Below are 26,700 nucleotides of genomic sequence, written 5' to 3'. Positions count from 1 at the left end.
GCAGGTACCGGGCCATGCCGGTGCCGCGTGCTCATGACGCCTCCGGATGCCGTTGCTTCCATTTCGCCAGCTGCTCGCGGTAGTGCTGCATCTGCTCGGCATACAGGTCGTACACGCAGATCGGGCAGCCGCTGTTGCAGCAGTCGCTGGGCAGCGGCGCTTCGGGTTCCACCGGGCGCGGATCGTCGTCGGGCAGGTCGCTCGCCATGCGGTCCGGTCTTCCGGTCAGTCGGCCCGCATTTCCTTCAGCAGGTGCGGCGCCGGGTACACCTTGTCCATCAGCCAGCGCATGTAGCGCATGTCGACGTGCACGGCGCGCTTGTAGCGCGGGTCGAACATCCAGCTGGCGCTGACCGATTCCCAGTTGCTGTCGAAGTTCAGGCCGATCAATTCGCCGCGCGCGTTGAGCACGGGCGAGCCGGAGTTGCCGCCGGTGGTATCCAGGTTGGTCAGGAAATTGACCGTCTGCGTCTCCAGCGCCGCGTCCTCGGTGCCGGCGAAGTCGCCTGCGGCGATGCCGTCCAATAGCGGCTTGGGCGCGTCGAACGGCGCTTCGCCGGTGTTCTTCTCGACGATGCCGGCCACCGTGGTGACGGGCGTGTAGCGCACGCCGTCGCGCGGCGAGAAGCCATCCACCTTGCCGAAGCTGACGCGCAGCGTGCCGTTGGCGTCCGGATACAGCGCGCGGCCCTGCTGCTGGCGCCAGGCGAACAGCGCGCGCATGTAGGCCGGGCGCAGGCGCAGCTGCTCGCCTTCGCGGGTCTTGCGCTGCTGCTCCAGCGCGAGTTGCGCGGGCACCAGCTTCGACGCAAGGTCGCCCAGCGGATCGGCGGCCAGCGGCCGGCCTTCGCGCGCGGCGGCAAAGCGCGAAAGCCGCGCGGCTTCGTCGCCCAGCGTGGTGCCGGCGTACAGCGTGTCCAGCGACTTCTCCAGCTCGGCGGGCGTGCGGCCGAACGCGGCATCGAACACGGGCAGGCGCTGCGCGTCGGGCAATTGCTGGTAACGCGCCAGCAGCGCAGTCAGCAGGGCCTTTTCCACTCCGGGCGAGTAGCGGCGCTGCACTTGCTTGAGAAAACCTTCGATCAAGGCGTGATCGCGAACCTGGTAGCCGCTTTCGCGCTCGGCATCGGGCTTGGCCGATTCCACCCGCAGCCGTTCCAGCATGATCGCGGCGCGCATCAGCTGCGTCTGCGATCCGAACAGGCCCAGCAGCAGTTCGCGCTCGCGCACGGCCGAGGCTTCCGCCAGCGACGCGGCCAGCGCGGCGATGTCCGTGCGTTCCTTTTCGGCCGCGGCGGTGGCCAGCATGTCGCGCTCGTCCTCGGCGCGCACCCGCGCGGCGTCGCTGCGGCGCAGCCCTTCCAGCTCGCCCGCGGCGCGCTTGCGGTTGTTCTTCAGCGATTGCAACTGCGCGGCATAGTGCGTCTTCGCGTCGGCGTCGCGCGCGCCGGCGGCTTCGACCACGCCGATCAGTTCGTCGAACACGTCCACGCGCGCCGGCAGGGTCCAGTTCACCTGCTCGTCGAATTCGGCGGCGGTGCGGTGGCGGTAGGTGATGCCGGGATAGCCGGCCAGCATCGCGTAGTCGCCGGCCTTCGGGCCGTCCTTCGCCAGCGTGAGGTGCGCCGGTGCGCGGTAGGGCACGTTGTCCGGATCGTAGGCCGCCGGCTTGCCGTCCTGGCCCACGTAGGCGCGCAGCAGGGTGAAATCGCCGGTGTGGCGCGGCCACATGAAGTTGTCGATCTCGTCGCCGTAGTTGCCGATCGCCCGCGGCGGCGCGTACACCAGCCGGATGTCGCGCAGTTCCAGCTGCTTGATGCGGTAGAAGTCGGTGCCGTAGTGCGTGTTGGCCACGCTGCAGCGCATGCCGGCCTCCTGTTCGCATTCGGCCACGATGGCCTTGCTGGCGCGGTCCACCGCGTCGAAGTAGTCGCGCCCGGTCTTGCCGGCGGCCTCCTCCAGCACCGCCTCGGTGACCTTGTCGTAGCCCACCGTCACCAGTACGCGGAAATCAGGATTGGCCGGCAGTTCGCCCGCGCGGTCGGCGGCGATGAAACCGTGGTCGATCAGGTTGTTCCCGGGCTTGCTGTTGTACTGGATCACGCCGTAGGCGACGTGGTGGTTGGTCAGGATCAGGCCGTCGGGCGAGACGAACGATCCGGTGCCGCCGCCCGCGCGCACCACCGCGCTGAGCGGTGCCCGGGTCACGTCGGCCAGCGACTCCGGATCGCCCTTGAAGCCGGCCTCGCGGAGCGTCTTCGCCAAGCCGGGCAGTTGCGAAGGCATCCACATGCCTTCGTCGGCGTGCGCGGGCAGGGTGAAGGCGATGCCCAGGGCGAGGGCGGAGATCGGGAGTCGGCGGCGCATCGTCATGGTCCGTGGGAACAGGACGGCGACGATAGCGGCATGCGTCCGATGCGGCAAATGCCGGGCGCCGCCGCAGTTCAGGCGATGCGCACGGGCATGCCCAGGAAACGCTCCAGTCGCATGGCGGACGTGCGGAGGCCATCGCGTTCGGCGTCCGTCAGCGCCCGCAACGGCGCGACGACCGCCTCGCCGCGCGTGTCCGCGGTGCGCTTCCACGTGGCGACGACGCGTCCATCGATCACCACGGTGGGGCTGACCAATCCGTTCGCGCCGATCACGCGCCGTGTGTGTTGCGGCTCCAGTACCGCGTCGCGGTGCCGGTAGCCGATGACGTACTCGTCGAACGCGGGCAGCAGGTGCACGGCGCGGGAGGCGCGCGGTCGCGCGGCGTCGCTTGCCGACCACCATGTCCGTCCATCCCGCGTTTCCTGCGCCAGCCTGGGCGAGGCCAGTGCCAGCGCGGCGTTCGCATCCTTCTGCGTCAGGCCCGACCACCAGGCCAGGTCGGCCGCGGTCGCCGGGCCGTGGCCTTGCACGTAGCGCAGCGCCAGGCGTCGCAGCGCCTCGTCGCGCGCCAGCGGGGGCGCGGGCGGCACCCAGGCATCGAACCAGACGAAGGTGGGTTGCCTGCCTTCGCGCGGGCCCTGGCAGATCAGGCTTTCGTGGGCCAGCCAGTTGAGCACGTGCAGGCCGCGCTGGCCGCTGCTGTCGATGCCGGCTTCGTCGAGGCGTGCGTACAACGCGCCGCGCGCCATCGGCCTGCCGTCGGCCAGCGCTCTTTCCAGCACGCGCCGGCAACGCGCCAGCGTCTTCGCGTCCAGCCCGTAGTCGCGGGCGATGCGCGCGGCATTCGCGGCCTGCACCCGCGGCGCCATCAGCGCCAGCATCCAGCGCACGTCCTCGCGCGCCAGCAGGTGCAGCGTGCCGCGCATCGGCCAGGTGCGGACGATCTCGCCGCGTGCGATGGCCTCCTCGACATCCTTCGCCGTCGCTCCTGTCGTGCGCAGGCCCACCGCCCACAGCGAGGCGTGGTAGTCCTGCGCCTGCACCGCAGCCATGCGGCGCACGGCCTCGGCCGGCGTTTCCGCCACGGGCCCGACAATGCCATGGCGGTGGAGGCGGTGTAGCGTCAGCGGCGAAGCGGCCATCGGCAACAATCTCCTGCAGGAGCGGCTTCAGCCGCGACCGTGGAGCCTGAAAGAATCATCAGACGCAGATCAAGGAGAATGAAAGCGATCAAGAACGTAATGCTTTATCCGTGTTCATTCGCCTTGATCCGTGTCTACTGCATTTCCGGACTCCACAGTCGCGGCTGAAGCCGCTCCTACAGGCGAGCGCTACTTCTCCCGGCGCCAGTTGATCGAGCCGCGGCTTTCGATGGTGCTGGACTCGATCTCGATGTCGAAGCCCTTGCGCAGCAGGTACTTCAGCGTGACCGCGGAACCGGAACCGACCATCGACACGCCGTAGCTGACGTACAGCTTGGGCGAGAGGTACTTGCCCACGCCGAACACCGAGCCGCCCAGCGTGCGCGATTCCAGCACGCCGGCGTCGTCCAGCCCCAGCTGCGCGCCGAGCTGCGAGGCCAGCAGGCCGGCGCCGGCCGACAGCGCCGACGAGGCGGCGTTGATCTGCCGGCTTTCGTCGCTGCTGGCGGTGGTGAGCGAGCGGCCCAGCACCAGGTAGGCCAGCGCTTCGGATTCGGAGGTTTCCGGATTGGACCAGACGCGCGCGCGCGGCTGGCTGGCGCGGCCGGTCACGTCGATGCCGGCGGTGACACCGGCGCTGACCACCTCGCGCTCGGCGCGGATGTTGATGCGCGGGTCGGACACCGCGTTGTTGCTCCAGGTCAGTTCGCCGCGGGTGATGCGCAGCTTCTGTCCGTACGCTTCGTAGCGGCCGTCCACGTCCAGACGGCCGGTCGCGGCCATTTCCTGGCCGGGCCGCGAGCGCACGCGCAAAGTGCCGGCCAGCGTGCCTTCCAGGCCGTAGCCCTTGAGGTTCACGCCGTCGCCCACGTTGAGCGCCAGGTCCAGGTCCAGGCGCGAGCTGGGCGCGCGCTCGGGATCGGCCGGGTCCAGCACCACGACGTCCTCGGATGTGGACACGCCATCGCTGAGTCTTTCCACGTCGATGGTGGCGGAGGGAATACCGACCGCGCCGCGCACCTGGATGGTGTTGTCGGCGAAACCCACCTGTACGTCGGGCGAGACCACCGCGCGCAGTTTGGTGGTGTCCGAGGCCAGTATGTTGTCGCCGCGCACGCGGAACTGCAGCGGCACGTCATCGTTGTCCCAGCCCAGGCTGCCGGTGACGTGCAGCACGCCGCCGGGTTCGCTGCCGCCGGTGGCGGAAGTGCTGCGCATCGAACCGTCGATGCGCGCGCTGCCGTCGGACAGGGCCACCAGGTCGGCGCTGCCGTCGGTCAGCGCGATGCCCAGCGAGGGCAGTTCGCCGCTGAACTCGGTCAGCGTGGCTTCGCCGCTCAACAAGGGCTTGCCGCGCGTGCCGGCCAGGCCGATGTGGCCGGCCAGCTTGCCGCGCGGGCGCACCAGATCGGGCGAGAACAGTTCCAGCCAGAACAGCCGCGAATTGTGGAAATACAGGTCGCCGCGCAACGGCGCGAATTCGTCCCAGCCGGTGTTGAAGGTCGCATCGACATAGCCATCGCCCTTGAAGCCGGTGCCCAGCCGTGCCTGGATGCGTTGCGGGGTGAAATCCGCATCGAAGGTGAAGTTGTCGTAGTGGATGATCTCGCCGCGCGATGCGCTGCCCATCCTCACCCCGCCGTCGAGAGAGGCCAGGTGCACTTCGCCCTGCCATGCGTTGCCCGCCGGACGCAGCGAGGCGTCCAGGGTGAATTCGCCGCGCAACGCCAGCGGGCGCCCGTTGTTGGGCGGCAGCCACGGCTGCACCAGGGCCAGTGTCAGCGCTTCGCCGCGGACTTTCAGGCCCTGGCGCGGCCAATCGGCGCTGGCGCACAGTTCGCCGCCGATGCCGGGGGCCAGGCAGGCTTCCGACAGTGTCCACGCGTTGCCGTTCTGGGCGTAGCGCGCGGGTTGCCGCAGCGTCCATGCTTCGCCCTTCGCCGGCGCCACGCGCAGCGCGTCCAGCGTGCCCTGCCAGTTGGGGCCGCGCTTCTGCGCGCTGCCGGAAAGCGCCACCGCGCCCATCGCATTGCGCGCATCGCCGTCGAGTCGCAGGTCCTCCACCGCGCCGCGCGCGTCCACCCGCACGCTGTCCAGCACCATGCCCACGTTGACGGCGGTGCCGCGCAACGCGATCTCGCCACTGCCGTTGCGCCAGGGCAGGCGGCCGCGCAGGCCGAGGCTTTCCGCGCTCCAGTCCCGCCACTGCAGGTGGTCGCCGGAAAGATCGGCATCGACATTGGGCGCATCGCGCGCGCCGGTCAGTTTCAGCGTGCCGGCCAGGCTGCCGCTGCCGTCCGGCAGCAGGTCGTTGAGGCGCAGCGGTTGCAGTCGCGCATCCACGTCCAGCGTGTCGCCGACCTTGCCTTCGGCCTCCACGCGGCTGCCGCCGAGCGTCAGCGCCAGCGTGCCTTCGCCCTGCGTGCCGTCCAGCGAGAACCGTCCCTTCGCATCCAGCGGGCGATCGCGCAGGCGTCCCTCCAGCTTCGGCACATCCAGCGTGCCCTGGAACCGGCCGTCCTCGCGCTGCATGCCCTTGGATGCCAGCCGCCCGGATATGTCGCCCTTCCAGCCGGCGAGGAAATAGCCGGGGTCGAACCCCGCCAACGTGGTGGCGATGTCCCATTGCAGCGTCGGTGCCCAGCCGACCTGGCCGGTGGCGTCCAGCGTGCCGGTGGGCATGCGCACCTGCAGCTTCTCCAGGCGCACGCGCTCGCTGTCGCCGCGCCCGTCGAAATCGAGCACAGCGCTTTCGCCGTCGCGGGTCAGCGTGGCCTTGCCGATGGCGGCCCAGGCCTCCAGTTTTCCGGCGAATCCGAAATCGCCGTCGGCGCCGATCATGCTTTCGGCTTCGGTGCCCCAGCGCAGGTTGCGCGCGTTGACGGCGAAGCGGAAGTCGGGGTTCTCCGGCACGGTGAAGTCGGCGCGTCCGCGCAGCGTGACGATGCCATCGAAGAGGCGCACGGCCAGCGGCTCGACGGTCAGCACCTCGTCGTCGATGCGCGCGCGCGATGGGTCGATCACCAGCGCCAGTTCGCCCTGCCGCGCGTTGCCCTGCAATTCGGCCGCGCCGCCGGCGCCCTTCGCCGTCAGGTCGAACGCCACCGGCGTGCTGTCCTCCATCACGCCCAGCAACGACAGGTCCAGCGCCTCGGTCTTCGCGGCGAAATTCCAGGTGGGCTTCTGCTCGCCGCTCAGGCTGAGCGTGGCGCGCAGCGGCGCCGGCGCGGCGCCGGCGATGCCCACGCTCATCTGCGCGCGGTTGCCGCGCGCCACCAGGCCCAGCCGCGCCGGCGTGCGGCCGCTGCCGGCCGGGAAGACGCCGGTGGCCACCAGGTTTGTCAGGTAGCCGTTGCGAGGCGCGTAGCCGCCGTGGACGTGGAACTGGCCGCGGTCGCTGCCCACGGAAAGGTCCTCGGCGTGGAAGTAACCGTTGCCGATGTCGATGCCGCCGCGCGCGCGCGCGATGTCGATGACCGGCTGGCCGCTCTGCCGGATCGCCAAGCCGTCGATCTCCAGGCGATCGGCCTGGATCGACAGCGGCATCTCGATCTGCGGCAACGACCCGGGCCAGTGCGGCAGTTCGAACGGTTCATCGCTCTTGGGCATGTCCAGCGTGGCGCCGGCGATCTTCAGCACGTCCAGCCGCAGGCGCTTGCCCAGCAGCGGGCGCAGGTCCGGGTCCAGGTAGACCTCGCGTGCGGTGAAGCGGATATCGTCCCAGCGGAAATCCACGCCGCGCAGCGTCAACGGGCCAGCCACCGGGCCATCCACTTCCTCCCACGTCAACGAAGCATTGGCCGGCATCCGCGCGATCACCTGCGCCAGCAACACGTCGCGGCCCGCCACGGTCTGCAGCAGCCAGTACAGGCCGATGCACAGCAGCACCGCCAGCACGGCGGCACCGATCGCGCTGCGGATCGCCAGCACGCGCAGCCGCGCCCTGCGGCGCGCGCGCAGCTCGGCGATGCGCGCCTCGCGCTGTTCCGGGGTCAGGTCGTCGCGCGGCCGGCTCACAGGTCGGTCCCGATGTTGAGGTAGAGCTGGAAGCTCGAATCCGGGTCGTTCAGGCCGCGCGCGATGTCGATGCGCACCGGCCCCACCGGCGAGCGCCAGCGGAAGCCGACGCCCACGCCCGTGCTCAGGTCCGGGCGCGTGCCGTCGAAGGCGCTACCGGTATCGACGAACACGGCACCGCCGAACGGCCCGCCATTCGGGAAGAACTCGTATTCGACGCTGCCGGTCACCACGTTCTTCGCGCCCAGCGCATAGTCGCCGCGCCGCGGCCCGACCTCGCGCCAGGCGTAGCCGCGGATGCTGCGGTCGCCGCCGGCGAAGAAGCGCAACGAGGGCGGCAGGGCGATCAGCGAGCTGGTGAACGTGTGGCCGTACTCGCCGCGCACGATCAGCGCGCTGTTGGTCTTGTACTGCTGCGACCAGCGCGCGCGCATGTGGAACTGGGCGAAGTTGGCGTCGGAGCCGACGCCTTCCACGCCGCCGCGCAGCAGGATCGAGCCGGCCAGCTGGTCCGGGCGGTTGGAGCCCAGCGGCGAATTGGTGTAGTCCGCGCGCAGCGAGGGGTAGGTGAAGGTGGCATAGGAGACGGTACGGTCGGGCTCGCCCGTGACCGGGTCCTCCTCCACGTAGCGCCAGCGCTCGCGCATCGTGTGCAGCGACGCCACCGCGGTCCACTCCTCGGTGATCTGCCCGCTGCGGCTGCCGGTGAGTTCCACGTGCCGCAGGTCGATGTAGTCGGTCTGTTCGTCGCTGGCCTGCAGGCCCACCGTGTACCAGCCGTCCAGCCACTTGAAGGCGGGGACGCGGTATTGCGTCAGCAGGGTCTTGCGCTTCTGCGCGTAGTCCAGGTGGGTGGACAGCTTGTGCCCGCGCGCGTTGACGTAGCGGCGGTCCAGCCCCATGCGGATACCCGGGCCGCTCTCGGTGCCGTAGCTGACGCCGGCGGTGTAGATGTCGCGCTTGGCCAGCGACAGGTTCACGTCCACCGGCACGCGGCCGTCCTCGGCCTTGTCGGGATTGGCCTGGATGTCGATGTTGCTGAAATAGTCCAGCCCCACCAGCGATTCGCGCAGCCGGTCCAGCTTGCCCTGGTGGAAGTAGCTGCCTTCTTCCCAGTACACCAGCTTGTCCAGCAGGCCTTCGTTGAACTGGTCCTGGTGGAAGAGGGTCGGCCCCATGTCGTAACGGATGCCGCTGACCCAGCCCAGGTCGATGTCGGCCGCGTGCTCGGCGCGCGTCACCTCGACCCGGCGATGGGTGAAGTCGGCGTCGAAGTAGCCGCGATCGGCCAGGCGGCGCACGATCTTCAGCTTGCTGGCTTCGTAGGTGGTGTGGTCGAACGTCTCGCCGACCTTCGGCTCGAACGCGGCCAGGTCCTCCTTCAGGTAGCGGTCGTCGCCGCCTTCGCCTTCGATGGACAGGTTGGCGCGGCGCACGCGGACCGGCTCGCCCAGTTCGACGCGCAGGGTCACGGTGAGGCGTTCATCTTCGGCCCCTTCGGTGCGCGGCGCCTCCACGGTGACGGTGGGCGCGTAGTAGCCGAACGGCTCCAGCGCTTCGCGCGCTTCGGCCGCGGCTTCGTTCAGCAAGTACTCCAGCCGCGACTCGCCCAGGCGCCTGCCCAGGGAGTCGTTCAGCGACAGCGCGACGTGGATGTTCTCCACCATCAACTCGTCCTCCAGTCCCACGATCTCCACCTTGTCGATGGTGGCGGCGGCCCAGGCCGGGCCGGCGGCGGCGAACAGGAACAGGGCTGTGGCGAGTCGGGTGATTCGTCGCATGCGGGCAGGATAACCGGTGGGTGTTAAGCGTGGTGAATGGCGCCGTAGCGTGGGCCGGGCATCGCACTTGTGCGGTATCGGCTGCCGGCATGGATGGACGTCCATGCTCCCCAGGAGCCGTCATCCCGTCTCCCTGGAAGCCGTCATCCCGGCGAAAGCCGGGACCCAGCGACTTTCGGCCGTTACGCCAGACGGCACAGCCAAAGGCACTGGGTCCCGGCTTTCGCCGGGATGACGGTGGAGAGGGCGCCGCGTCAGGCTCAGTTCGACAGGTGCTCGATCGCGGCGACGGCACGGAAACGGTCGGCCAGGCGCTTCAACAGGGCCAGGCGGTTGGCGCGGATGGCCGGGTCGTCGGCATTGACCATCACGCTGTCGAAGAACGCGTCCACCTGCGGGCGCAGGCGCGCCAGGTGGTTGAGCACGGTGACGTAGTCATGGTGATGCAATGCCTCGTCGGTGTCGCCCAGCGCGGCCTCCACCGCTTCGGCCAGCGCGCTTTCGGCCGGATCGTTCAGCAAGGCGCGGTCCACCGCATGCGGGATGGCGATGTCGGCCTTCTTCAGGATGTTGCCGATGCGCTTGTTGGCCGCGGCCAGCGCCTCGGCTTCCGGCAGCGTGGCAAAGGTGCCGATAGCGTCCAGGCGGGTGTCGAAGTCGTACAGCGAACCGGGCAGGCGTGCGGTCGGGGCTGAAGCCCCTCCTGCATGCGAGCCGCCTCCTGTAGGAGCGGCTTCAGCCGCGACCGGAGAAAACAGCGCTGCCACGGCGTTGAAGTGCGCAGCGGGCGCGCCCTTGTCGGTGTAGTAGCCACGCAGGCGGTCGAGGATGAAGTCAAAGAGTTCGTTTGCTTCGGAAGCAATACGAGCAGATGCTGGCTTTTCGGTGACCGAGAAGCTACCAGGGCTCTTCGCCCTGGCCGCTTCGAACTCCGTTGACCATATCGAATCGTAGACACGTTCGAGTTGCTCTATGAGCAAGCCACGCAGATCCAGATCAAACCCACTCTCGATCACCGTCCGCGCCAACCCCAGCGCATTGCGCCGCAGCGCGAACGGGTCCTTGTTGCCGGTCGGCTTCAGGCCCGCGGCGAAACCGCCGGCCAGGGTGTCCAGTCGTTCGGCGATGGCCAGCACCTTGCCCAGCGGCGACAGGGCGATGTCGTCGCCGGCGAAGCGGGGCTGGTAGGCCTCGTCGATGGCCAGCGCGATCTCCTTGGGCTCGCCCGCGGCCAGCGCGTAGTGGCGGCCGGCGATGCCCTGCAGTTCCGGAAACTCGTTGACCATGCGCGACTGCAGGTCGGCCTTGGCCAGCTCCGCGGCGCGGCGTGCCTGCGCCGGGTCGGCGCCGACCTGCGCGGCGATGGCCTCGGCCAGCGCGGCCACGCGCGCGAACTTGTCGGCCACCGTGCCCAGCTTGGCCTGGTAGGTGACCGTCTTGAGGCCCTCGTTCATCGACGCCAGGCCCTGCTTCAGGTCCTCGTCGAAGAAGAACTTGGCATCGCTGAAGCGCGGGCGGATCACGCGCTCGTAGCCCTTGCGTACTTCGGCCACATCCTGCGACTCGATGTTGGCGATGCCGATGAAGTGCTCGGTCAGCTTGCCGCTGTCGCTCAGCACGGGGAAGAACTTCTGGTTGATCTCCATCGTCTCGATCAGCGCTTCCTGCGGCACCGCCAGGAACGCGGCCTCGAAGCTGCACAGCACCGCCGCCGGCCATTCGGTCAGGCAGACCACCTGTTCCAGGTTGTCGTCGGTGACGCGCGCGCTGCCGCCGGCCTGCGCCGCGGCCTTTTCCACTTCCGCCACGATGCGCGCGCGGCGCTCGTCGGCGTCCACCAGCACGTGCGCACCGCGCAGTGCATCCACGTATTCGTCCGGCTGGCCGATCCACACCGGCTTGTCGTGCTCGAAGCGGTGGCCGCGGCTCATGCGGTCCGACGTCACGCCCAGCACCTGCGCGTCCACCACGTCCTTGCCCAGCAGCAGCACCAGCCAGTGCACCGGCCGCGCGAAGGCGTAGTCGTGGTCGCCCCAGCGCATCGGCTTGGGGATCGGCATGCCGGCGATGGCCTCGCGCACGATCTCCGGCAGCAGGTGGGCGGTCCTGGCGCCGGGCTTCACCGCGCGGTGGACGAAGCGCTCGCCCTTGCCGTCGGTGGTGCGTTCCAGCTGCGTCCAGTCGATGCCGGCCTTGGCGGCGAAGCCTTCCAGCGCCTTGGTCGGCGCACCGTTCGCGTCCAGCGCGATGTTGAGGTACGGGCCCAGTACCTCGGACTTCTGCTCCGGCTGTTCGACCGACACGCCCGGCAGCAGCACGGCCAGGCGGCGCGGCGTGTACAGCGGCTTGGCGTCGCCGCGCTCGAAACCGATGCCGCGTTTTTCCAGCGCGGCGATGACGCCGTCGAAGAAGGCCTGCGCCAGTCCGGGCAGCGCCTTGACCGGCAACTCTTCGGTGCCCAGTTCGATCAGCAGGGGTTTTTGTTCGCTCATTTCATGGAACCTTGTGTGTTCCCTTCTCCCTTTGGGAGAAGGTGCCCGAAGGGCGGATGAGGGTGTGGCGGAGTCCGTGGCGGCGAACCATCCGGATTCCGCCGGACCCTCTCCCCAACCCCTCTCTCCCACGGGGACTTCCTTCGGTCGCCACGGGGAGAGGGGCTCAAGCGGCTTCTTTCTTCAATCCCGGAAAACCCAGCTTCTCGCGCTGCGCGTAGTACGCCTCGGCCACCGCCTGCGCCAGCTTGCGCACGCGCAGGATGTAGCGCTGGCGTTCGGTCACGCCGATCGCGCGGCGCGCGTCCAGCAGGTTGAAGCTGTGGCTGGCCTTGGTGACCTGCTCGTAGGCCGGCAGCGGCAGGCCGGCTTCGACCAGCGTGAAGGCTTCGGCTTCGTACGCGTCGAAGCGCTTGAACAGTTCTTCGACGTTCGCATGCTCGAAGTTGTAGGTGCTCTGCTCGACTTCGTTCTGGTGGTACACGTCGCCGTAGCTGACCGGCGTGCCGTCCGGGCCGTAGGTCCACACTAGGTCGTAGACGTTGTCGCAGTTCTGCAGGTACATGCACAGGCGTTCCAGCCCGTAGGTGATCTCGCCCAGCACCGGCCGGCACTCCAGCCCGCCGGCTTGCTGGAAATAGGTGAACTGGGTGACTTCCATGCCGTTCAACCACACTTCCCAGCCCAGGCCCCAGGCGCCCAGCGTGGGCGATTCCCAGTTGTCCTCGACGAAGCGCAGGTCGTGCACGCGCGGATCGATGCCCAGCGCCTTCAGCGAGCCCAGGTACAGTTCCTGGATGTTGTCCGGGTTGGGCTTCATCACCACCTGGTACTGGTAGTAGCGCTGCAGGCGGTTGGGATTCTCGCCGTAGCGGCCGTCGGTGGGGCGGCGGCTGGGCTGCACGTAGGCGGCGTTCCACGGTTCCGGGCCCAGCGCGCGCAGGAACGTGGCGGGATGGAAGGTGCCGGCGCCGACTTCCAGGTCCAGCGGCTGGATCAGCACGCAGCCCTGGGCCGCCCAGTACTGGTTGAGGGTCTGGATCAGGCCCTGGAATGTGATCGGGACTTGCCGGAAAGCGGACATGCAGCAATGGCCGTGCGTAAGGGGTGCGCTAGTATACCGGCCCACTTGCGGCGACCCCGCGCGACAGGCCCAGGCGAATGGAACAACGGCTTCAGGCCAGCCCCACGGCGGTGGTTGTCCCCGCGCCGACGCCATCGCCCGCATTGCCGCCGGGCCGGCTGGGGTTCGAGGCGGTGGCCGCCGCGCTGCTGGCCGATGGCCTGGTGGCGCCGGCCGACCACGACCGCATCCAGTTCTCCGCGCAGGGTGCGCGCAACGCCAGCGAAGTCCATCCGCTGGTGCTGCTGGCCAATCTCAAGCTCGCCTCCAGCGCGCCGGGCGGCGGCGAGCTGGGGCTGGAAGAGCTGACCGAATGGCTGGCCCGCCGCACCGGGCATCGCTACCTGCGCATCGATCCGACCCGCGTGGACGTGGCCTCGGTGACCGCCGTGGTCTCGCACCCCTATGCGCGCCGCCACCGCATCCTGCCGCTGGCGGTGGAGGCCGAACGGATCCTGGTCGCCACCAGCGAACCGCTGGTGCTGGACTGGCAGGAGGACATGCAGCACCTGGCGCGCCGCCGCATCGAGGTCGTGCTGGTCAATCCGCTGGACCTGCACCGCTACACCATGGAGTTCTTCGGGGTGACCCGCTCGGTGCGCGGCGCGCGCGACGGCCGCGCCGACGCGGGCGCCGGCCTGCCCAGCTTCGAGCAGCTGGTGGAGCTGGGGCGTTCCGGCGACGTCAACGCGGACGACCACCACATCGTCCACATCGTCGACTGGCTGCTGCAATACGCCTACGAGCAGCGCGCTTCGGACATCCACCTGGAACCGCGCCGCGACGTGGGGCGCATGCGCTTCCGCATCGACGGCGTGCTGCACAAGGTGTTCGAAGTGCCGTCGACGGTGATGACCGCGGTGGTCAGCCGGATCAAGGTGCTGGGGCGGATGGACCTGGGCGAGCGCAGGCGCCCGCAGGACGGCCGCATCAAGACGCGTTCGCCGGGCGGCCGCGAAGTGGAGATGCGCCTGTCCACCATGCCCACCGCGTTCGGCGAGAAGTGCGTGATGCGCATCTTCGACCCCGACGCGGCGTTCAAGAGCATCGACCAGCTCGGCTTCAGCCCGCAGGAAGCGGCCAGCTGGAACGCGCTGGTGGAGCGCCCGCACGGGATCGTGCTGGTGACCGGGCCGACCGGTTCGGGCAAGACCACCACGCTGTACTCGACCCTCAAGCGGCTGGCCACGCCGGACGTCAACGTGTGCACGGTCGAGGACCCGATCGAGATGATCGCGCCCGAGTTCAACCAGATGCAGGTGCAGACCAACATCGATCTGGATTTCGCCAGCGGCGTGCGCACCCTGCTGCGGCAGGACCCGGACATCATCATGATCGGCGAGATCCGCGACCTGGAGACCGCGCAGATGGCGGTGCAGGCCTCGCTGACCGGGCACCTGGTGCTGTCGACCCTGCACACCAACGACGCGCCGTCGGCGATCACCCGCCTGCTGGACCTGGGCATGCCGCACTACCTGGTCGCCTCCACCCTGAACGGCGTGCTGGCGCAACGGCTGGTGCGGACCCTGTGCCGCCACTGCAAGCGGCCGCATGCCCTGACCGACGCCGACTGGGCGGTGCTGCGTGATGCCGGCGAGGCATTACCTGATGCGATTACGCCATATGCACCGGTCGGCTGCCTGGAATGCCGGCGCACCGGCTATCTGGGCCGGGTCGGATTGTACGAATTGCTGCCCATCACCCCGCGCCTGCGCGGTTTGATCCGGGCGGAGATGGACCTGGCCGCGTTCAGCCAGGCCGCCCGCGGGGACGGCCTGCGCACGTTGCGCCGCACCGGCCTGGAAAAGGTGGCCGAAGGTTTGACTACAATCGAGGAAGTCCTCTCCGTTCTCCCCCCCGTGGAATGAAGCACGCCCCCTTCCTGATAGTCGAAACCGGGCAACCGGTCGCATCGATGCGGCGCTATGGCGGATTCCCGCACTGGATCCGGGTGGCCGCCGGGCTGGAGGCCGGCGAGACGGTGGTGGCCAACGTCGAACGCGGCGATGCGCTGCCCCGCCACGATGGTTTCGCCGGCGTGATCGTCAGCGGTTCGGCCGCCATGGTCACCGACCGCGCCGACTGGAGCGAGCGCAGCGCCGACTGGCTGCGCGACGCCGCCCACGCGGGCCTGCCGCTGCTGGGCATCTGCTACGGCCACCAGTTGCTGGCGCACGCGCTGGGCGGCGAGGTGGCCTACAACCCGGCCGGGCGCGAATCCGGCACCGTCCACATCGACCTGCACCCGCAGGCGCAGGACGACCCGCTGTTCGCCGCGCTGCCATTGAAGTTCGCCGCCCACGCCACCCACGTGCAGACCGTGGCGCGGCCGCCGGACGGCGCCACCGTGCTGGCGCGGTCCGAGCAGGACCATTGCCATGCCTTCCGCTGGCGCGACCGCGCCTGGGGCGTGCAGTTCCACCCGGAATTCGCCACCCACCACATGCGCGGCTACGTGCACGCCCGCGCCGACCACCTGCGCAGCGAGGGCCGCTGCCCCAGCCGGATCGCCCGCGACGTGACGGCGGCGCCGCAAGCCCGCAAACTATTGCGGCGGTTCGTCCGCCATGCGCGCGGGCTGCACGCGCGCTGATTCCACGGCTGTATACATTCAGGAACCCCGATGTCGACGATCAACAAGGTGCCGGCCAGTGCCGGCGCGGAATGGCTGCTGGGCGGATTCGCGCTGCTGAAGCGCGCGCCGGTGCCGCTGGGCAGCCTGACGGTGCTGTGGGGCCTGGCCTCGCTGCTGCTGATGCTGGTGGCGGTGGTGGTGCCGGCGACGCTGTATGCGTTGCAGTTCCTGTTGATCCTGGGCGGCCCGCTGTTCTTCGCCGGCATGATCTGGGCGGTGCGCGAAGTGGACCAGAATCGTCCCGCGCTGCCCGCGCACCTGTTGCAGCCCGTCCGCGATGGCCATGTGCGCGCGCTGCTGGCCACGCTGTTGCCGCAGGCGGTGGCCGCGCTGGTGATGGGCGCGCTGCTGTTCGTGCTGGTGGGCACCGATGAGCTGAAGCACCTGGGCGAGGTGTGGAAGGAAATGCAGGCGATCGCCGCCGCCGGCGGCCAGCCCGATCCGGCGATGATGGACGGCCTGCCGGCGGGCCGCCTGTTGCTGTGGCTGCTGCTGGTGGCCATCGTCTTCGTGGCGGTGAAGTGGATGACCTTCGTGGCCTCGCCGCAGATCCTGTTCTCCGGCACCGATGCATGGACCGCCATGCGCAACAGCCTGCGCGCCTGCGCCGAGAACTGGCCGGCGATGCTGGTGTTCTATTTGCTGGCGGGCATCGCCATCTTCGCCATCACGATGGGACTGTTCCTGCTGGCCTCGCTGCTGCAGTTGCTGGTCGGCCCGATGATCGCGCTGGTGCTGTGGCAGTTCCTGCTGATGGCGGTGCTGGTGCCGGTGCTGGCGGGCGCGGTGTACTGCGCATGGCGGCAGATGATGGGCGGCGGCGACCGTGCGCCCGATCCGCAGGCGCCGGCGCACATCGAAGCCTAGCGCGGCGGGAATCCCGGACGCGCCTTCTGCGGCGCGCGCCCCGAGTGATCGGTTCGCGGCTCACGGCCTGCCGCGCAGCGTCGTGCCTGCGCCGCTGGATTCCATATATGGGCGCGTGGATGGGAAGCGCGGCTTGCGCGGGATAGTCGGTTCCTTCCGCGTCCGTCTCGATACGTGCGGAACACACGCTTGATCGCTGCCCATGCGTTGCAGCGCACCATGCCGGCGCCACCGCGATGATGCGCCGCACCATCGAATCCATCGACGTTTTCGCCGCGAAAGTGCGGCCGCATCGACATCGCTGCGTTGATAAGAAGCGCCGATGTAGGAATCGCTCGAAACGATTGGCTTCTCGCCGAATCCTCGGAAACCATGGCGCACGCCGCAGCAGACGGCTGCTCACGTCACCGCGCTTTCCGGCGCGGCCATTATCAAGAGAGGGTGATAATCAGCATGGCCAAGATCGTTTGCGTACTGTACGACGACCCCATCACGGGCTACCCCACCAGCTACCCGCGCGACGACCTGCCGCGCCTGGAACGCTATCCGGACGGCCAGGCCCTGCCGACGCCGGAAGCCATCGACTTCAAGCCCGGCGCGCTGCTGGGCAGCGTTTCCGGCGAACTGGGCCTGCGCAAGTACCTGGAATCCAACGGCCACCAGTTCGTGGTCACCTCCAGCAAGGACGGCGCCGACAGCGTGCTGGACCGCGAACTGCCCGACGCCGACATCGTCATCTCGCAGCCGTTCTGGCCGGCGTACATGACCGCCGAACGCTTCGCCAAGGCGAAGAAGCTGAAGATGGTGGTCACCGCCGGCATCGGTTCGGACCACACCGACCTGCAGGCGGCCATCGACAACAACGTCACCGTCGCCGAGGTCACCTACTGCAACAGCAACAGCGTCGCCGAACACGTGGTGATGACGATGCTGGCGCTGGTGCGCAACTACATCCCTTCGCACGAATGGGCGGTCAAGGGCGGCTGGAACATCGCCGACTGCGTGCAGCGCTCCTACGACATCGAGGGCATGCAGGTGGGTACCGTCGCCGCCGGCCGCATCGGCCTGCGCGTGCTGCGCCTGCTCAATCCGTTCGACGTGCACCTGCACTACCTGGACCGCCATCGCCTGCCGGCCGAAGTCGAGGCGGAACTCAACCTGACCCACCACGACAACCTGGAAAGCCTGGCGCGCGCCTGCGACGTAGTCACGCTGAACTGCCCGCTGCACCCGGAAACCGAGCACATGATCAACGCGGACTCGCTGAAGTGGTTCAAGCGCGGCGCCTATCTGGTCAACACCGCGCGCGGCAAGTTGTGCGACCGCGACGCGGTGGCGGCGGCGCTGGAAAGCGGGCAGCTGGCCGGCTACGGCGGCGACGTGTGGTTCCCGCAGCCGGCGCCGAAGGACCACCCGTGGCGGACCATGCCGTACAACGGCATGACCCCGCACATCTCCGGCACCTCGCTGTCGGCGCAGGCGCGCTACGCCGCCGGCGTGCGCGAGATCCTCGAATGCTTCTTCGAGAACCGCCCGATCCGCGACGAGTACCTGATCGTGCAGGGCGGCCACCTGGCCGGCGTCGGCGCGCATTCCTACAGCGCGGGCAACGCGACCAAGGGCTCCGACGAAGCGGCGCGGTTTGGAAAGTAGCGGCTCCGCGGCTGCGCGGTCGCCGCAGGCGGCGCAAGGCGAGTCGCGGCGCAACCGGGTCGCCGGCATCCTGCTGGCCGGCCTGGGTGCGTTCGCGGCCCTGGCGACGGTCGGAGGGCTGGCCGCGGCAACGGGCCAGGCCTGGGTGCTCGGTTCGTTCGGGGCTTCGTGCGTGCTGCTGTTCGGCTTCCCGGACGGGCCGTTCTCGAAACCGCGCAACGTGATCGGCGGCCATGTGCTGGCGTCGGCGGTGGGCCTGGTCTTCCTGCATGCGCTGGGACCGGGCTGGCTGCCGATGGCCGCGGCCGCGGCCTGCGCCACGATGCTGATGATGGCCACCGGCACGGTGCATCCGCCGGCCGGCAGCAATCCGGTCATCGTGTTCCTGGCCCAGCCCGGTTGGGATTTCATCGTCCTGCCCACGCTGGCCGGGGCCTGCGCGCTGATGCTGCTGGGCCGGCTGTACTGGCGGCTCGCCAGGAGCCTGCATGCCCGAAGTTGAGCAGGCCGCAACCGGCTGAAGTTCTGCCGCTGCACCAGCCCCGCCGCCGCATCCGCTGTCCCGACGCATCCCTATTTCACGGCGTCCTCTCCGGCGCGCTGCCAGCGCGCAGGGGAAGGCCGTCCCGTAGCAAGAGTCGAGGAGGAGGCCACCATGTCGTCAGTTCCGAGCGAGGGTACCCGCGCGCCGCATTCCACCGCCGCGCCGTTCTTTTCCAAGGAGCGGATCATCGCCGCTCCCGGCTTCAACCGATGGCTGGTGCCACCGGCCGCGTTGGCCATCCACCTGTGCATCGGCATGGCCTACGGTTTTTCGGTGTTCTGGCTGCCGTTGTCCAAGGCGCTGGGCATCACCGAGCCGATCGCGTGCGCGGCGGACACCGGCTTCTTCCACGAACTGTTCAGCACCAGCTGCGACTGGAAGATCTCCACGCTGGGCTGGATGTACACGCTGTTCTTCGTGCTGCTGGGCAGTTCGGCGGCGATCTGGGGCGGCTGGCTGGAACGGGCCGGCCCGCGCAAGGCGGGCGTGATCAGCGCGCTGTGCTGGTGCGGCGGCATGCTGCTGTCGGCGCTCGGCGTGCACCTGCACCAGTTCTGGCTGATGCTGCTGGGCTCGGGCGTGATCGGCGGCATCGGGTTGGGACTGGGCTACATCTCGCCGGTGAGCACGCTGATCAAGTGGTTCCCGGACCGGCGCGGCATGGCCACCGGCATGGCGATCATGGGATTCGGCGGCGGCGCGATGATCGGTTCGCCGCTGGCGGCCGAATTGATGAAGCTGTTCGCCACGCCCACCGACGTCGGCGTGGTGCCGACCTTCGTGGTCATGGCGCTGGCCTACTTCGTGTTCATGGTGGGCGGGGCGCTGGCCTACCGGGTGCCGCCGTCGGGCTGGAAACCGGCGGGCTGGACCCCGCCGGCGTCGCAGGCCGGCAACACGATGATCACCCAGCGCCATGTGCACGTGAGCAGGGTCTGGCGGATCCCGCAGTTCTGGCTGGTCTGGATGGTGCTGTGCATGAACGTCTCGGCCGGCATCGGCGTGATCGGCATGGCCAGCCCGATGCTGCAGGAAGTGTTCGGCGGCAGCCTGATCGGCGTGCCCGGACGCATCGCGGACCTGGACCAGGACCAGCTGACCGCCATCGCCGGGGTGGCCGCCGGCTTCGCCGCGCTGCTCAGCCTGTTCAACATCGGCGGGCGCTTCGTCTGGGCCAGCTTCTCCGACAGGCTGGGACGCAAGATGACCTACGTGGTGTTCTTCGTGCTGGGCGGGCTGCTCTACGCGAGCATCCCGATCAGCGCGGGAATCGGCAGCAAGCTGATGTTCGTCGCCGCGTTCTGCATCATCCTGAGCATGTACGGCGGCGGCTTCTCGACGGTGCCGGCCTACCTGGCCGACCTGTTCGGCACCCAGATGGTCGGCGCCATCCACGGCCGCCTGCTGACGGCCTGGGCGACGGCAGGCATCCTGGGGCCGGTGGTGGTGAACTACATGCGCGACTACCAGCTCGCCATCGGCATCCCGCGCGAGCAGGTCTACAACCAGACCATGTACATCCTGGTCGGCATGCTGGCGATCGGGTTGCTGTGCAACCTGCTGATCCGGCCGCTGGATCCCAAGCATTTCATGACCGAGGCGGAACTGGCCGAGGAAAGGCGCCTGGCCCACGATCGTTCCGCGGCGGTCGCGCCCGGCGCGGCCGGCGAAACGGCCGCGTTCCATCGCAGCAGTCCGGTCCTGCTGGCGCTGGCCTGGACGGCGGTGGGCATTCCGCTGGCCTGGGGTGTCTACCGCACCGTGCTCAGCGCGGCGAACTTTTTCCATTGACGGAGAGATCGCGCGGGCCGCGGCGGCGCGTCACAGCTGCACGTGGGTATCGACCCAGCGCTGCAGGTCGAGGCTGCGGAAGCTCTGCAGCGCGGCCTGCAGCAGCGGCCCGCGCGGTTGCTGCTGGTCCAGCAGGACGAGGCCGATGTCGCGGCGCATCTCCGGCGACATCGGGATGGCCGAGAGCTGCTGCGCGGAATCGGCCAGGCACAGCGCGCTGTGGGGCAGGATGCTGTAGAGGCCGGCATGGCGGATATGCGCGCACAAGGCCGTCATCGAATCGGTCTCGATCTGCGGCGTCGCCACCACGCCGGCCACCGCGAAGGCGCCGTCGATGCCGCGGCGGCACTGCATGTTGGACGTGAACAGGCATAGCGGCAGGGTCGCCGCGTCGGCCCACGGCATCGATTCGGCGCCTTCGAACATCGCCTGGTCGCCGGCCACCAGCACATAGCGTTCGCGGAAGATCGGCACCGTCTCGAAGGCGCCCAGCAGCCGCTCGTCGTCGAGGTAGCTCAGGCCCAGGTCGAGCTCGAAGTTGGCGACCTTGGTCAGCGTTTCGGCGGCCGACAGCGTGTAGATCTCGTGCCGCATGCGCGGGAACTTGCGCAGGCAGCTCTGGGTGAGTTGCGGCACCAGCGGCAGCGAGGCGGGAATCGCGCCCATCCTCAGGATGCCGACCGGATCGTCCTCGTTGGCGCGCGCGCCCTGCCGCAGCCCTTCGCAGTCGGCCAGCACGCGCCGCGCCCACGCCAGCACCCGTTCGCCATCCTGGGTGAATCCCTCGAAGCGCCGGCCGCGCTGGACGATGACCACGCCCAGTTCCTGCTCGATGCTGCGGATGGCGCCGGACAGGGCCGGTTGCGACACATGGCAGGCGGCCGCGGCGCGTCCGAAGTGCTTCTCCTGCGCCAGCGCCACCAGATAGTTCAACTGCCGGATGAACATCAGTCTCGCCTCATCGGATTCGACGTCCTGTTGCGGGGGCGGCACCGATCGCGATACGGGGAACGGATCGCGTTGGCGAACGCGGGGACGGGTGGATCGGGGCGTGCGCGGGAGAGTGGACCCGGTCCATCCCTATCGCGGATCGGGGCTTTCGTTCTCGTTCTCGCCGGGTTTCTTCAGCCAGCCGGCGACGAGGATGCCGGCTTCGTACAGCAGGCACATCGGGATCGCCAGCATCAGCTGCGACACCACGTCCGGCGGGGTGATCAGCGCGGCGATGACGAACACGCCCACCACCGCGTAACCGCGTGCCTCGCGCAGCTGCCTGGGCGTCACCCAGCCCAGCAGCACCATGATCACCAGGGCCACCGGCAGCTCGAAGCTGACGCCGAAGGCCAGGAAGATCACCATCACGAAGTCCAGGTACTTCGCCGGGTCCGGCGCGATGGTCACGATGTCCGGGGTGAACACGGTCAGCGCATGGAACACGCCCGGCAGCACCAGGAAATAGGCGAACGCGCAGCCGGCGTAGAACAGCACGATGGCCGACACCAGCAACGGCACCGCCAGCCGCTTCTCGTGCTTGTACAGGCCCGGCGCGACGAAGCTCCATGCTTGGTACAGCAGCCACGGCGAGGACAGGAACAGCGCGGCGAAGAACGCCAGCTTGATCGGCGCGAAGAAACCCGAGGTCGGGTCGCTGGCGATCATCGGCGCGATCTGCCCGGCCGGCAGCTGCGAGACCAGCGGCAGGGCCAGGCGGTCGTAGAGCGGCCTCACGAAGGGCAGCAGCACCAGCAGCATCGCGCCCACGCCCATCAGTCCGCGCACCAGCCGCGTGCGCAGTTCGATCAGGTGTTCCAGCAGGCTGCTCTCGGCTTCCTGCTCAGGGGCTTCGCGGTTCATCGCGGGGCTCCTTGGGCGGGAACAGGTCGGGCGTGGTGCCGACCTCGCGGTCCTGGTCGGCGGGGGTTTCCGCGGGCGCGGACTCCTCGGCGTCCCGGGTCGGCGCGGGCAGCGGATCGGGGGGCGGATTCGCCGGCGCGTCCGGCGACACGGCCGATTCCACGTCCTCGCGCAATGCCCGCGCGTCGTCGCGCACGGCCTGGCGCATCTCGTCGAACTGGCGCTCGGTCTCGCTGGCGCTCTCGCGGATCTTCTGCTCGGTGTCGCGCAGCGCGTCGCGGGTGTCCTTCAGGCTGCGCTTGAGTTCCTCGGCGGCCAGTTCGCGCTCCAGCTCGTCCTTCACCGAATACCACTGCGCGCGCGCGCGCCGCACCCACAGGCCGGCCAGGCGGGTGGCCTTGGGCAGACGTTCGGGGCCCAGCACGATCAGCGCCACGATGGCGATGACCAGCAGTTCACTGAAACCGATGTCGAACATGGCGGCGGCCGGGGTGCCGCCGGATCAGTTGGCGTCGCGGTCGCGCTCTTTGGTCGCGCCGGCGTCTTCGCCGCGCGACTTGTCGTCGAGCTGGCCGGTGGGCTTGTCGTCGTCCTTCATGCCCTTCTTGAAGCCCTTGACCGCCTCGCCCAGGTCCTGGCCGGCATTGCGCAGGCGCTTGGTGCCGAAGACCAGCAGCACCACGACCAGCACGATGATCCAATGCCAGATGCTCAAACCGCCCATGGTGTACTCGCAGGAAAAGTCGGGGCGCTCAGGATAACGCAGGCCGGGCCCGGGAATGAGGACTCCGGGCCCATTACTTCCGTTACGGGGTGCCGTTCAGCGGCTCGGTGCGCACTTCGCCTTCCTGCACGGGCTGGAAGCCGTCGGTCTGCGCGGGGGGCTCGACCACCACCGGCGCGGCGACATGGGAGGCGGCATGCGCCTGGGTGGCGCCGCTTTGCGCGGGCGTGCCCTGGGTGCCGCGCGCGCTGCGCGCGATGGCGGTGGCTTCCTCCAGTTGGTCGCGGAACACCACCACGGCATCGGACGGATGGCCGGCGCGGCCCTCGAAGATGGCGCGCGGCGTGGCGGCGCTGCCGTACACGGCCACGTTGGCGTCGTCGTCGATCTGCAGCACGGCGCCATCCAGCGCCACGCCGGCGAACAGCCCGCGCGCGCGCGACCACGACCAGATTTCCGCCTTCAGCTGGCCATCGGTGGCGGCGGCGGCGTTGCGGCCGACCGGACCGGCGGCGACGCCGGCATCGGCGCCCAGCGTGAACTTGCCGTTGACGATGTTGTCCAGGTTGCGGTCGTTGCGGAACACCAGCACCACGTCCGACGACTGCACGCCGGCCTGGAAGCCGATGCTGCCGCCGGTGAGCTTGACGAACACCGGTTGCGACCAGGCGCCGTCCGGATTCTTGACCGACATCAGGCCATGGCCGCGCCGGCCGCCGACCACCAGGCCGGCCTTGAGCGTGTCCGGGATGACGACGATGGCCTTGCCCTCGTCCAGCAGCTTGTCGGGGATGCCCTGTTCGGGAATCTTCTGGATCTCGGTCAGCACGCGCACCGCGTTGGTGGCGCGTTCGTCTTCCTTCGGCCCGGCGATGGCCTGGCTGGCGAACAGGGCCGCGGCCAGGGCCAGGGCGGTGGGCGGCAACAGGCGGCGGGAGGTGCGGTTCATGGCGGGCTCCGAATGCGGATTGGCAGCAAATTACTGCAACCGCTTGAAAATAGGCGCGAACGGATGAATCGGCGCTGACGCCAGGCCATCGTACCGATGGCCATCCCATGTAGGAGCGCCCTCGGGCGCGATGCCATTGCTCCTTTCCAGCATACGAGCGAAAAGCATCGCGCCCGAGGGCGCTCCTACAGGCCGCCCGATCGCTGCGATCGGCGATGCGGATCGGCAGCGATGGCGCGGTCTGAGACAATGCGCGCATGCCCGACGCACCCATCACCGCCCTGCTGGCGGTCAACCTCGGCACGCCCGAAGCGCCTACCGCGCCGGCCGTGCGCCGCTACCTGGCCGAATTCCTGCGCGACCCCCGCGTGGTGCAGATCCCGCGCGTGCTGTGGTATCCGCTGTTGCACGGCGTGATCCTGCCGCTGCGCGGGCCGAAGGCCGCCGCCAAGTACGCCAGCATCTGGCTGCCGGAAGGATCGCCGCTGGCGGTCCATACCCGCCGGCTGGCCGAGGCGATGCAGGCGCGGCTGCCGCAGTGGCGGGTGGAGGACGCGATGCGCTACGGCCGGCCCGCGCTCGCGCAGCGGCTGAAGGATCTGCGTGCCGCCGGCGTGCGGCGCGTGGTGGTGCTGCCGCTGTATCCGCAGTATTCCACCACCACCACCGAATCGGTGCGCGATGTCGTCCTGCGCGAGGCCGCCGGGCTGGACGTGCGCTTCATCGAGGACTATTCCGGCGATGCCGGTTGGCTGGCGGCCGTGGTCGATTCGATCCGCGCATGGCGCGCTTCGCGCGGCGCCGGCGAGCACCTGCTGTTCTCCTACCACGGCCTGCCGCAGCGCGTGGCGCGCAACGGCGACCCGTATCCGCAGCGCTGCGAGGCCAGCACCCGCGCCATCGTCGCGATGCTGGGGCTGCGCGACGACGCGTGGACGCTGACCTACCAGTCGCGTTTCGGAAAGGAGCGCTGGCTGGAACCGGCCACCGACGCGACGCTTCGCGAACTGGCCGCGCGCGGCGTGCGCAAGGTGGACGTGGTGTGCCCGGGCTTCGCGGTGGACTGCCTGGAGACGCTGGAGGAAGTGGGCATCGGCTTCGCCGAGGAGTTCGCGCACCTGGGCGGCGAGCTGCGCTACATCCCCTGCCTCAACGCCGGCGACGCGCATGCCGACGCGCTGGCGGCGCTGGCCCGCCGCGCCGGGGAAGGTGGCGCTTGAGCCTGCGCGAGTTCGAGGTCGCCACGCCGATCGGCCGCATCGCCGGCCTGCGCGGCGGCGATGAGAACAGTCCACGGGTGATCGCGTTGCACGGCTGGCTGGACAACGCGGCCAGCTTCGTTCCGCTGGCGGCGCACCTGCCTGGTCTCCATCTGGTCGCGCCCGACCTGCCCGGGCATGGCCGCAGCGCGCACCTCGCGCCGGGCGCCGAATACACCAGCGGCGTGGCGGTGAACGCGGTGCTGGACATCGCCGACGCGCTGGGCTGGGAGACGTTCTCGCTGCTGGGCCACTCGATGGGCGCGGGCATCGCCAGCCTGGTGGCGGCGTCGGTGCCGCAGCGCGTGCGACGGCTGGTGGCGATCGAAGCGCTGGGCGGCCTGGCCGAAACGGTGGAACGCACCACCGACCGCTGGCGCGAGGCCATCGCGGCGGCGCGCGCGCTGCCGGGCAAGAAACTGCGGGTGTTCGCCGACCTGGCCGCGCCGGTCCGGGCGCGCATGCAGGCTAACCAACTGGGCGAGACCGCCGCGCGCCTGCTGGTGGAGCGTGGCGTGCGCGAAGTGGACGGCGGCTACGTGTGGAGCAGCGATCCGCGCCTGACCCTGCCCACGCCGCAGCGGTTGGGCGAAGCGCAACTCGGCCAGCTCGTGGCCGGCATCGACTGTCCCACCGCCGTGGTCTACGCCGATCCGCCGCAGGCGTATTTCCCGGAACCGCTGCGCACGCAGCGCGCCAACCTCCTGCCCGATGGACGCCTGCACGTGATCGCCGGCACCCACCACCTGCACATGGAAGATCCGGGCGCGGTGGCGGCCGTCATCGGCGATTTCCTGCGCGGTTGACCGATCCGGACTTGGCGCGCTGCAGGTCCAGCGCCAGCCGGAGGTCGGCCTTGCGGATGGGGGCGGGACTGCGCCACCAGGTGGAAGTGATGGCCTCGAGTTCGGGATCGTCGCCGGCCAACCGCCGCAGCAGGACGATGTCCTCGGCCGTGGCCAGCTGCTCGTCGGGCAGGTAGTAGTGTTCGAGGGGCTGCCGCGCCGCCGCGGGCACGCGCGTCAGGCAGGCCAGCGCCGCGATGCACACGATGCCGACGACGCCATAGCCGATCAGCAGCCAGGATTGCGATTCCCGCGTACTGCCCATCCAGGCCAGCGCCGTGCCCATGAGCGCCGCCAGCGAGAGCAGGACCGCGGTGGCATTGAAGCGGCCGATCCGGCCGGCCTGGCGGCGACGCGCCTGTGCGCGTTGGTTCGCTTCCTCCACGGACAGGCCTTTCCGGCTCATGAGCGCGCGGCGCGCGGCGATGCTGGCGGCTGTTTCCGGGGAGTGCATCGAGTACAGCGCGAAGGTGGCCAGTGCGGGCGGAACGGCGGAGCCGTCCGCATCGCGATGCGTGTCCGGTTCGGTGGTTGGGCGAGGCATTGCGAAGTAGGTCATGGCGCTTCCCCGGCGAAGGTAAAGACCGGGAAGGGGGCGGCGCCTGTCCGGCCCATCCTTTCCCCGGCTCACCTGTGTAATACCGAGATATC

Annotated in this window: 21 protein-coding genes; 8 read left to right on the top strand and 13 right to left on the bottom strand. The window is 69.4% G+C overall.

Translation table 11 applies throughout. The annotated features are described in order from the left end of the window. Positions 1 to 31: 31 nt before the first annotated feature. From AAD027_RS16025 to glyQ, 7 genes are all read right to left on the bottom strand, one after another. Positions 32 to 208, bottom strand: a complete 177-nt coding sequence (locus tag AAD027_RS16025; RefSeq protein WP_341727035.1) for an oxidoreductase-like domain-containing protein — start codon at positions 206 to 208, stop codon at positions 32 to 34. 17 nt (positions 209 to 225) lie between these two features. Beyond that, positions 226 to 2,373, bottom strand: coding sequence for a S46 family peptidase (locus AAD027_RS16020; protein ID WP_341727034.1), 2,148 nt, complete (start codon positions 2,371 to 2,373; stop codon positions 226 to 228). Positions 2,374 to 2,444: 71 nt separating this feature from the next. Next, complete coding sequence (locus tag AAD027_RS16015) at positions 2,445 to 3,515, bottom strand: winged helix DNA-binding domain-containing protein (protein WP_341727033.1); 1,071 nt, start codon at positions 3,513 to 3,515, stop codon at positions 2,445 to 2,447. A gap of 189 nt (positions 3,516 to 3,704) precedes the next feature. Beyond that, entirely contained in the window at positions 3,705 to 7,484 is a 3,780-nt protein-coding gene (locus AAD027_RS16010) for a translocation/assembly module TamB domain-containing protein (RefSeq protein ID WP_425605480.1), read from the bottom strand. Between the two features lie 44 nt (positions 7,485 to 7,528). Then, the gene (locus AAD027_RS16005) at positions 7,529 to 9,304 is read right to left on the bottom strand and encodes an autotransporter assembly complex protein TamA (RefSeq protein ID WP_425605479.1); all 1,776 of its coding nucleotides are present in this window, start codon (positions 9,302 to 9,304) and stop codon (positions 7,529 to 7,531) included. A gap of 269 nt (positions 9,305 to 9,573) precedes the next feature. Next, a complete protein-coding gene (gene glyS, locus AAD027_RS16000) occupies positions 9,574 to 11,805 on the bottom strand; it encodes a glycine--tRNA ligase subunit beta (protein ID WP_341727030.1) in 2,232 nt (743 codons plus the stop codon). 166 nt (positions 11,806 to 11,971) lie between these two features. After that, a complete protein-coding gene (glyQ, locus tag AAD027_RS15995) occupies positions 11,972 to 12,889 on the bottom strand; it encodes a glycine--tRNA ligase subunit alpha (protein WP_341727029.1) in 918 nt (305 codons plus the stop codon). A gap of 77 nt (positions 12,890 to 12,966) precedes the next feature. On the opposite strand from glyQ, the gene AAD027_RS15990 reads away from it, so the two are divergent. The 6 genes from AAD027_RS15990 to AAD027_RS15965 all read left to right on the top strand — a co-directional run bounded on the left by AAD027_RS15990 (position 12,967) and on the right by AAD027_RS15965 (position 20,418). Further along, the gene (locus tag AAD027_RS15990) at positions 12,967 to 14,796 is read left to right on the top strand and encodes a GspE/PulE family protein (protein ID WP_341727028.1); all 1,830 of its coding nucleotides are present in this window, start codon (positions 12,967 to 12,969) and stop codon (positions 14,794 to 14,796) included. Then, complete coding sequence (locus AAD027_RS15985) at positions 14,793 to 15,521, top strand: glutamine amidotransferase (protein WP_341727027.1); 729 nt, start codon at positions 14,793 to 14,795, stop codon at positions 15,519 to 15,521. Before AAD027_RS15990 ends, AAD027_RS15985 begins: the two co-directional genes overlap by 4 nt. A gap of 30 nt (positions 15,522 to 15,551) precedes the next feature. Continuing rightward, complete coding sequence (locus tag AAD027_RS15980; RefSeq protein ID WP_341727026.1) at positions 15,552 to 16,430, top strand: BPSS1780 family membrane protein; 879 nt, start codon at positions 15,552 to 15,554, stop codon at positions 16,428 to 16,430. Between the two features lie 453 nt (positions 16,431 to 16,883). Beyond that, positions 16,884 to 18,083, top strand: a complete 1,200-nt coding sequence (locus AAD027_RS15975) for an NAD-dependent formate dehydrogenase (RefSeq protein WP_341727025.1) — start codon at positions 16,884 to 16,886, stop codon at positions 18,081 to 18,083. Beyond that, on the top strand, positions 18,073 to 18,585 hold the full coding sequence (locus tag AAD027_RS15970; protein ID WP_341727024.1) for an HPP family protein: 513 nt from the start codon (positions 18,073 to 18,075) through the stop codon (positions 18,583 to 18,585). Before AAD027_RS15975 ends, AAD027_RS15970 begins: the two co-directional genes overlap by 11 nt. Before the next feature lie 153 nt (positions 18,586 to 18,738). After that, positions 18,739 to 20,418: an OFA family MFS transporter gene (locus tag AAD027_RS15965; RefSeq protein ID WP_341727023.1), complete on the top strand. Its 1,680-nt coding sequence runs from the start codon at positions 18,739 to 18,741 to the stop codon at positions 20,416 to 20,418. Between the two features lie 30 nt (positions 20,419 to 20,448). Here AAD027_RS15965 and AAD027_RS15960 read toward each other — a convergent pair whose 3' ends face one another. The 5 genes from AAD027_RS15960 to AAD027_RS15940 form a co-directional block, all read right to left on the bottom strand. Further along, the gene (locus AAD027_RS15960) at positions 20,449 to 21,366 is read right to left on the bottom strand and encodes a LysR family transcriptional regulator (RefSeq protein WP_341727022.1); all 918 of its coding nucleotides are present in this window, start codon (positions 21,364 to 21,366) and stop codon (positions 20,449 to 20,451) included. Between the two features lie 132 nt (positions 21,367 to 21,498). Beyond that, entirely contained in the window at positions 21,499 to 22,272 is a 774-nt protein-coding gene (gene tatC, locus AAD027_RS15955) for a twin-arginine translocase subunit TatC (RefSeq protein ID WP_341727021.1), read from the bottom strand. Further along, positions 22,253 to 22,750 carry a Sec-independent protein translocase protein TatB gene (tatB, locus tag AAD027_RS15950; protein ID WP_341727020.1) on the bottom strand — a complete coding sequence of 166 codons (498 nt, stop codon included), beginning with the start codon at positions 22,748 to 22,750 and terminating at the stop codon, positions 22,253 to 22,255. The genes tatC and tatB overlap by 20 nt, the downstream gene beginning before the upstream one ends. Positions 22,751 to 22,774: 24 nt before the next feature. Beyond that, entirely contained in the window at positions 22,775 to 22,996 is a 222-nt protein-coding gene (tatA, locus tag AAD027_RS15945) for a Sec-independent protein translocase subunit TatA (protein WP_341727019.1), read from the bottom strand. Between the two features lie 82 nt (positions 22,997 to 23,078). Beyond that, on the bottom strand, positions 23,079 to 23,945 hold the full coding sequence (locus AAD027_RS15940; RefSeq protein ID WP_341727018.1) for a lipid-binding SYLF domain-containing protein: 867 nt from the start codon (positions 23,943 to 23,945) through the stop codon (positions 23,079 to 23,081). Positions 23,946 to 24,202: 257 nt separating this feature from the next. Between AAD027_RS15940 and hemH the strand changes: the two genes are divergently transcribed. Both hemH and AAD027_RS15930 read left to right on the top strand, forming a co-directional pair. Beyond that, positions 24,203 to 25,165 (top strand): ferrochelatase, encoded by a 963-nt coding sequence (gene hemH / locus AAD027_RS15935; protein ID WP_341727017.1) that lies wholly within the window; start codon positions 24,203 to 24,205, stop codon positions 25,163 to 25,165. After that, the gene (locus tag AAD027_RS15930) at positions 25,162 to 26,010 is read left to right on the top strand and encodes an alpha/beta fold hydrolase (RefSeq protein WP_341727016.1); all 849 of its coding nucleotides are present in this window, start codon (positions 25,162 to 25,164) and stop codon (positions 26,008 to 26,010) included. The genes hemH and AAD027_RS15930 overlap by 4 nt, the downstream gene beginning before the upstream one ends. Here the strand turns inward: AAD027_RS15930 and AAD027_RS15925 are convergent. Then, positions 25,985 to 26,593 carry a hypothetical protein gene (locus tag AAD027_RS15925; RefSeq protein ID WP_341727015.1) on the bottom strand — a complete coding sequence of 203 codons (609 nt, stop codon included), beginning with the start codon at positions 26,591 to 26,593 and terminating at the stop codon, positions 25,985 to 25,987. The genes AAD027_RS15930 and AAD027_RS15925 overlap by 26 nt on opposite strands. Positions 26,594 to 26,700 lie beyond the last annotated feature (107 nt).

It is taken from the genome of Pseudoxanthomonas putridarboris (assembly GCF_038321125.1).
Classification (GTDB): Bacteria; Pseudomonadota; Gammaproteobacteria; order Xanthomonadales; family Xanthomonadaceae; genus Pseudoxanthomonas_A; species Pseudoxanthomonas_A putridarboris.
The sequence above is the reverse complement of the archived record's forward strand: the minus strand, read 5'-3'. Positions and strand labels throughout refer to the sequence as shown.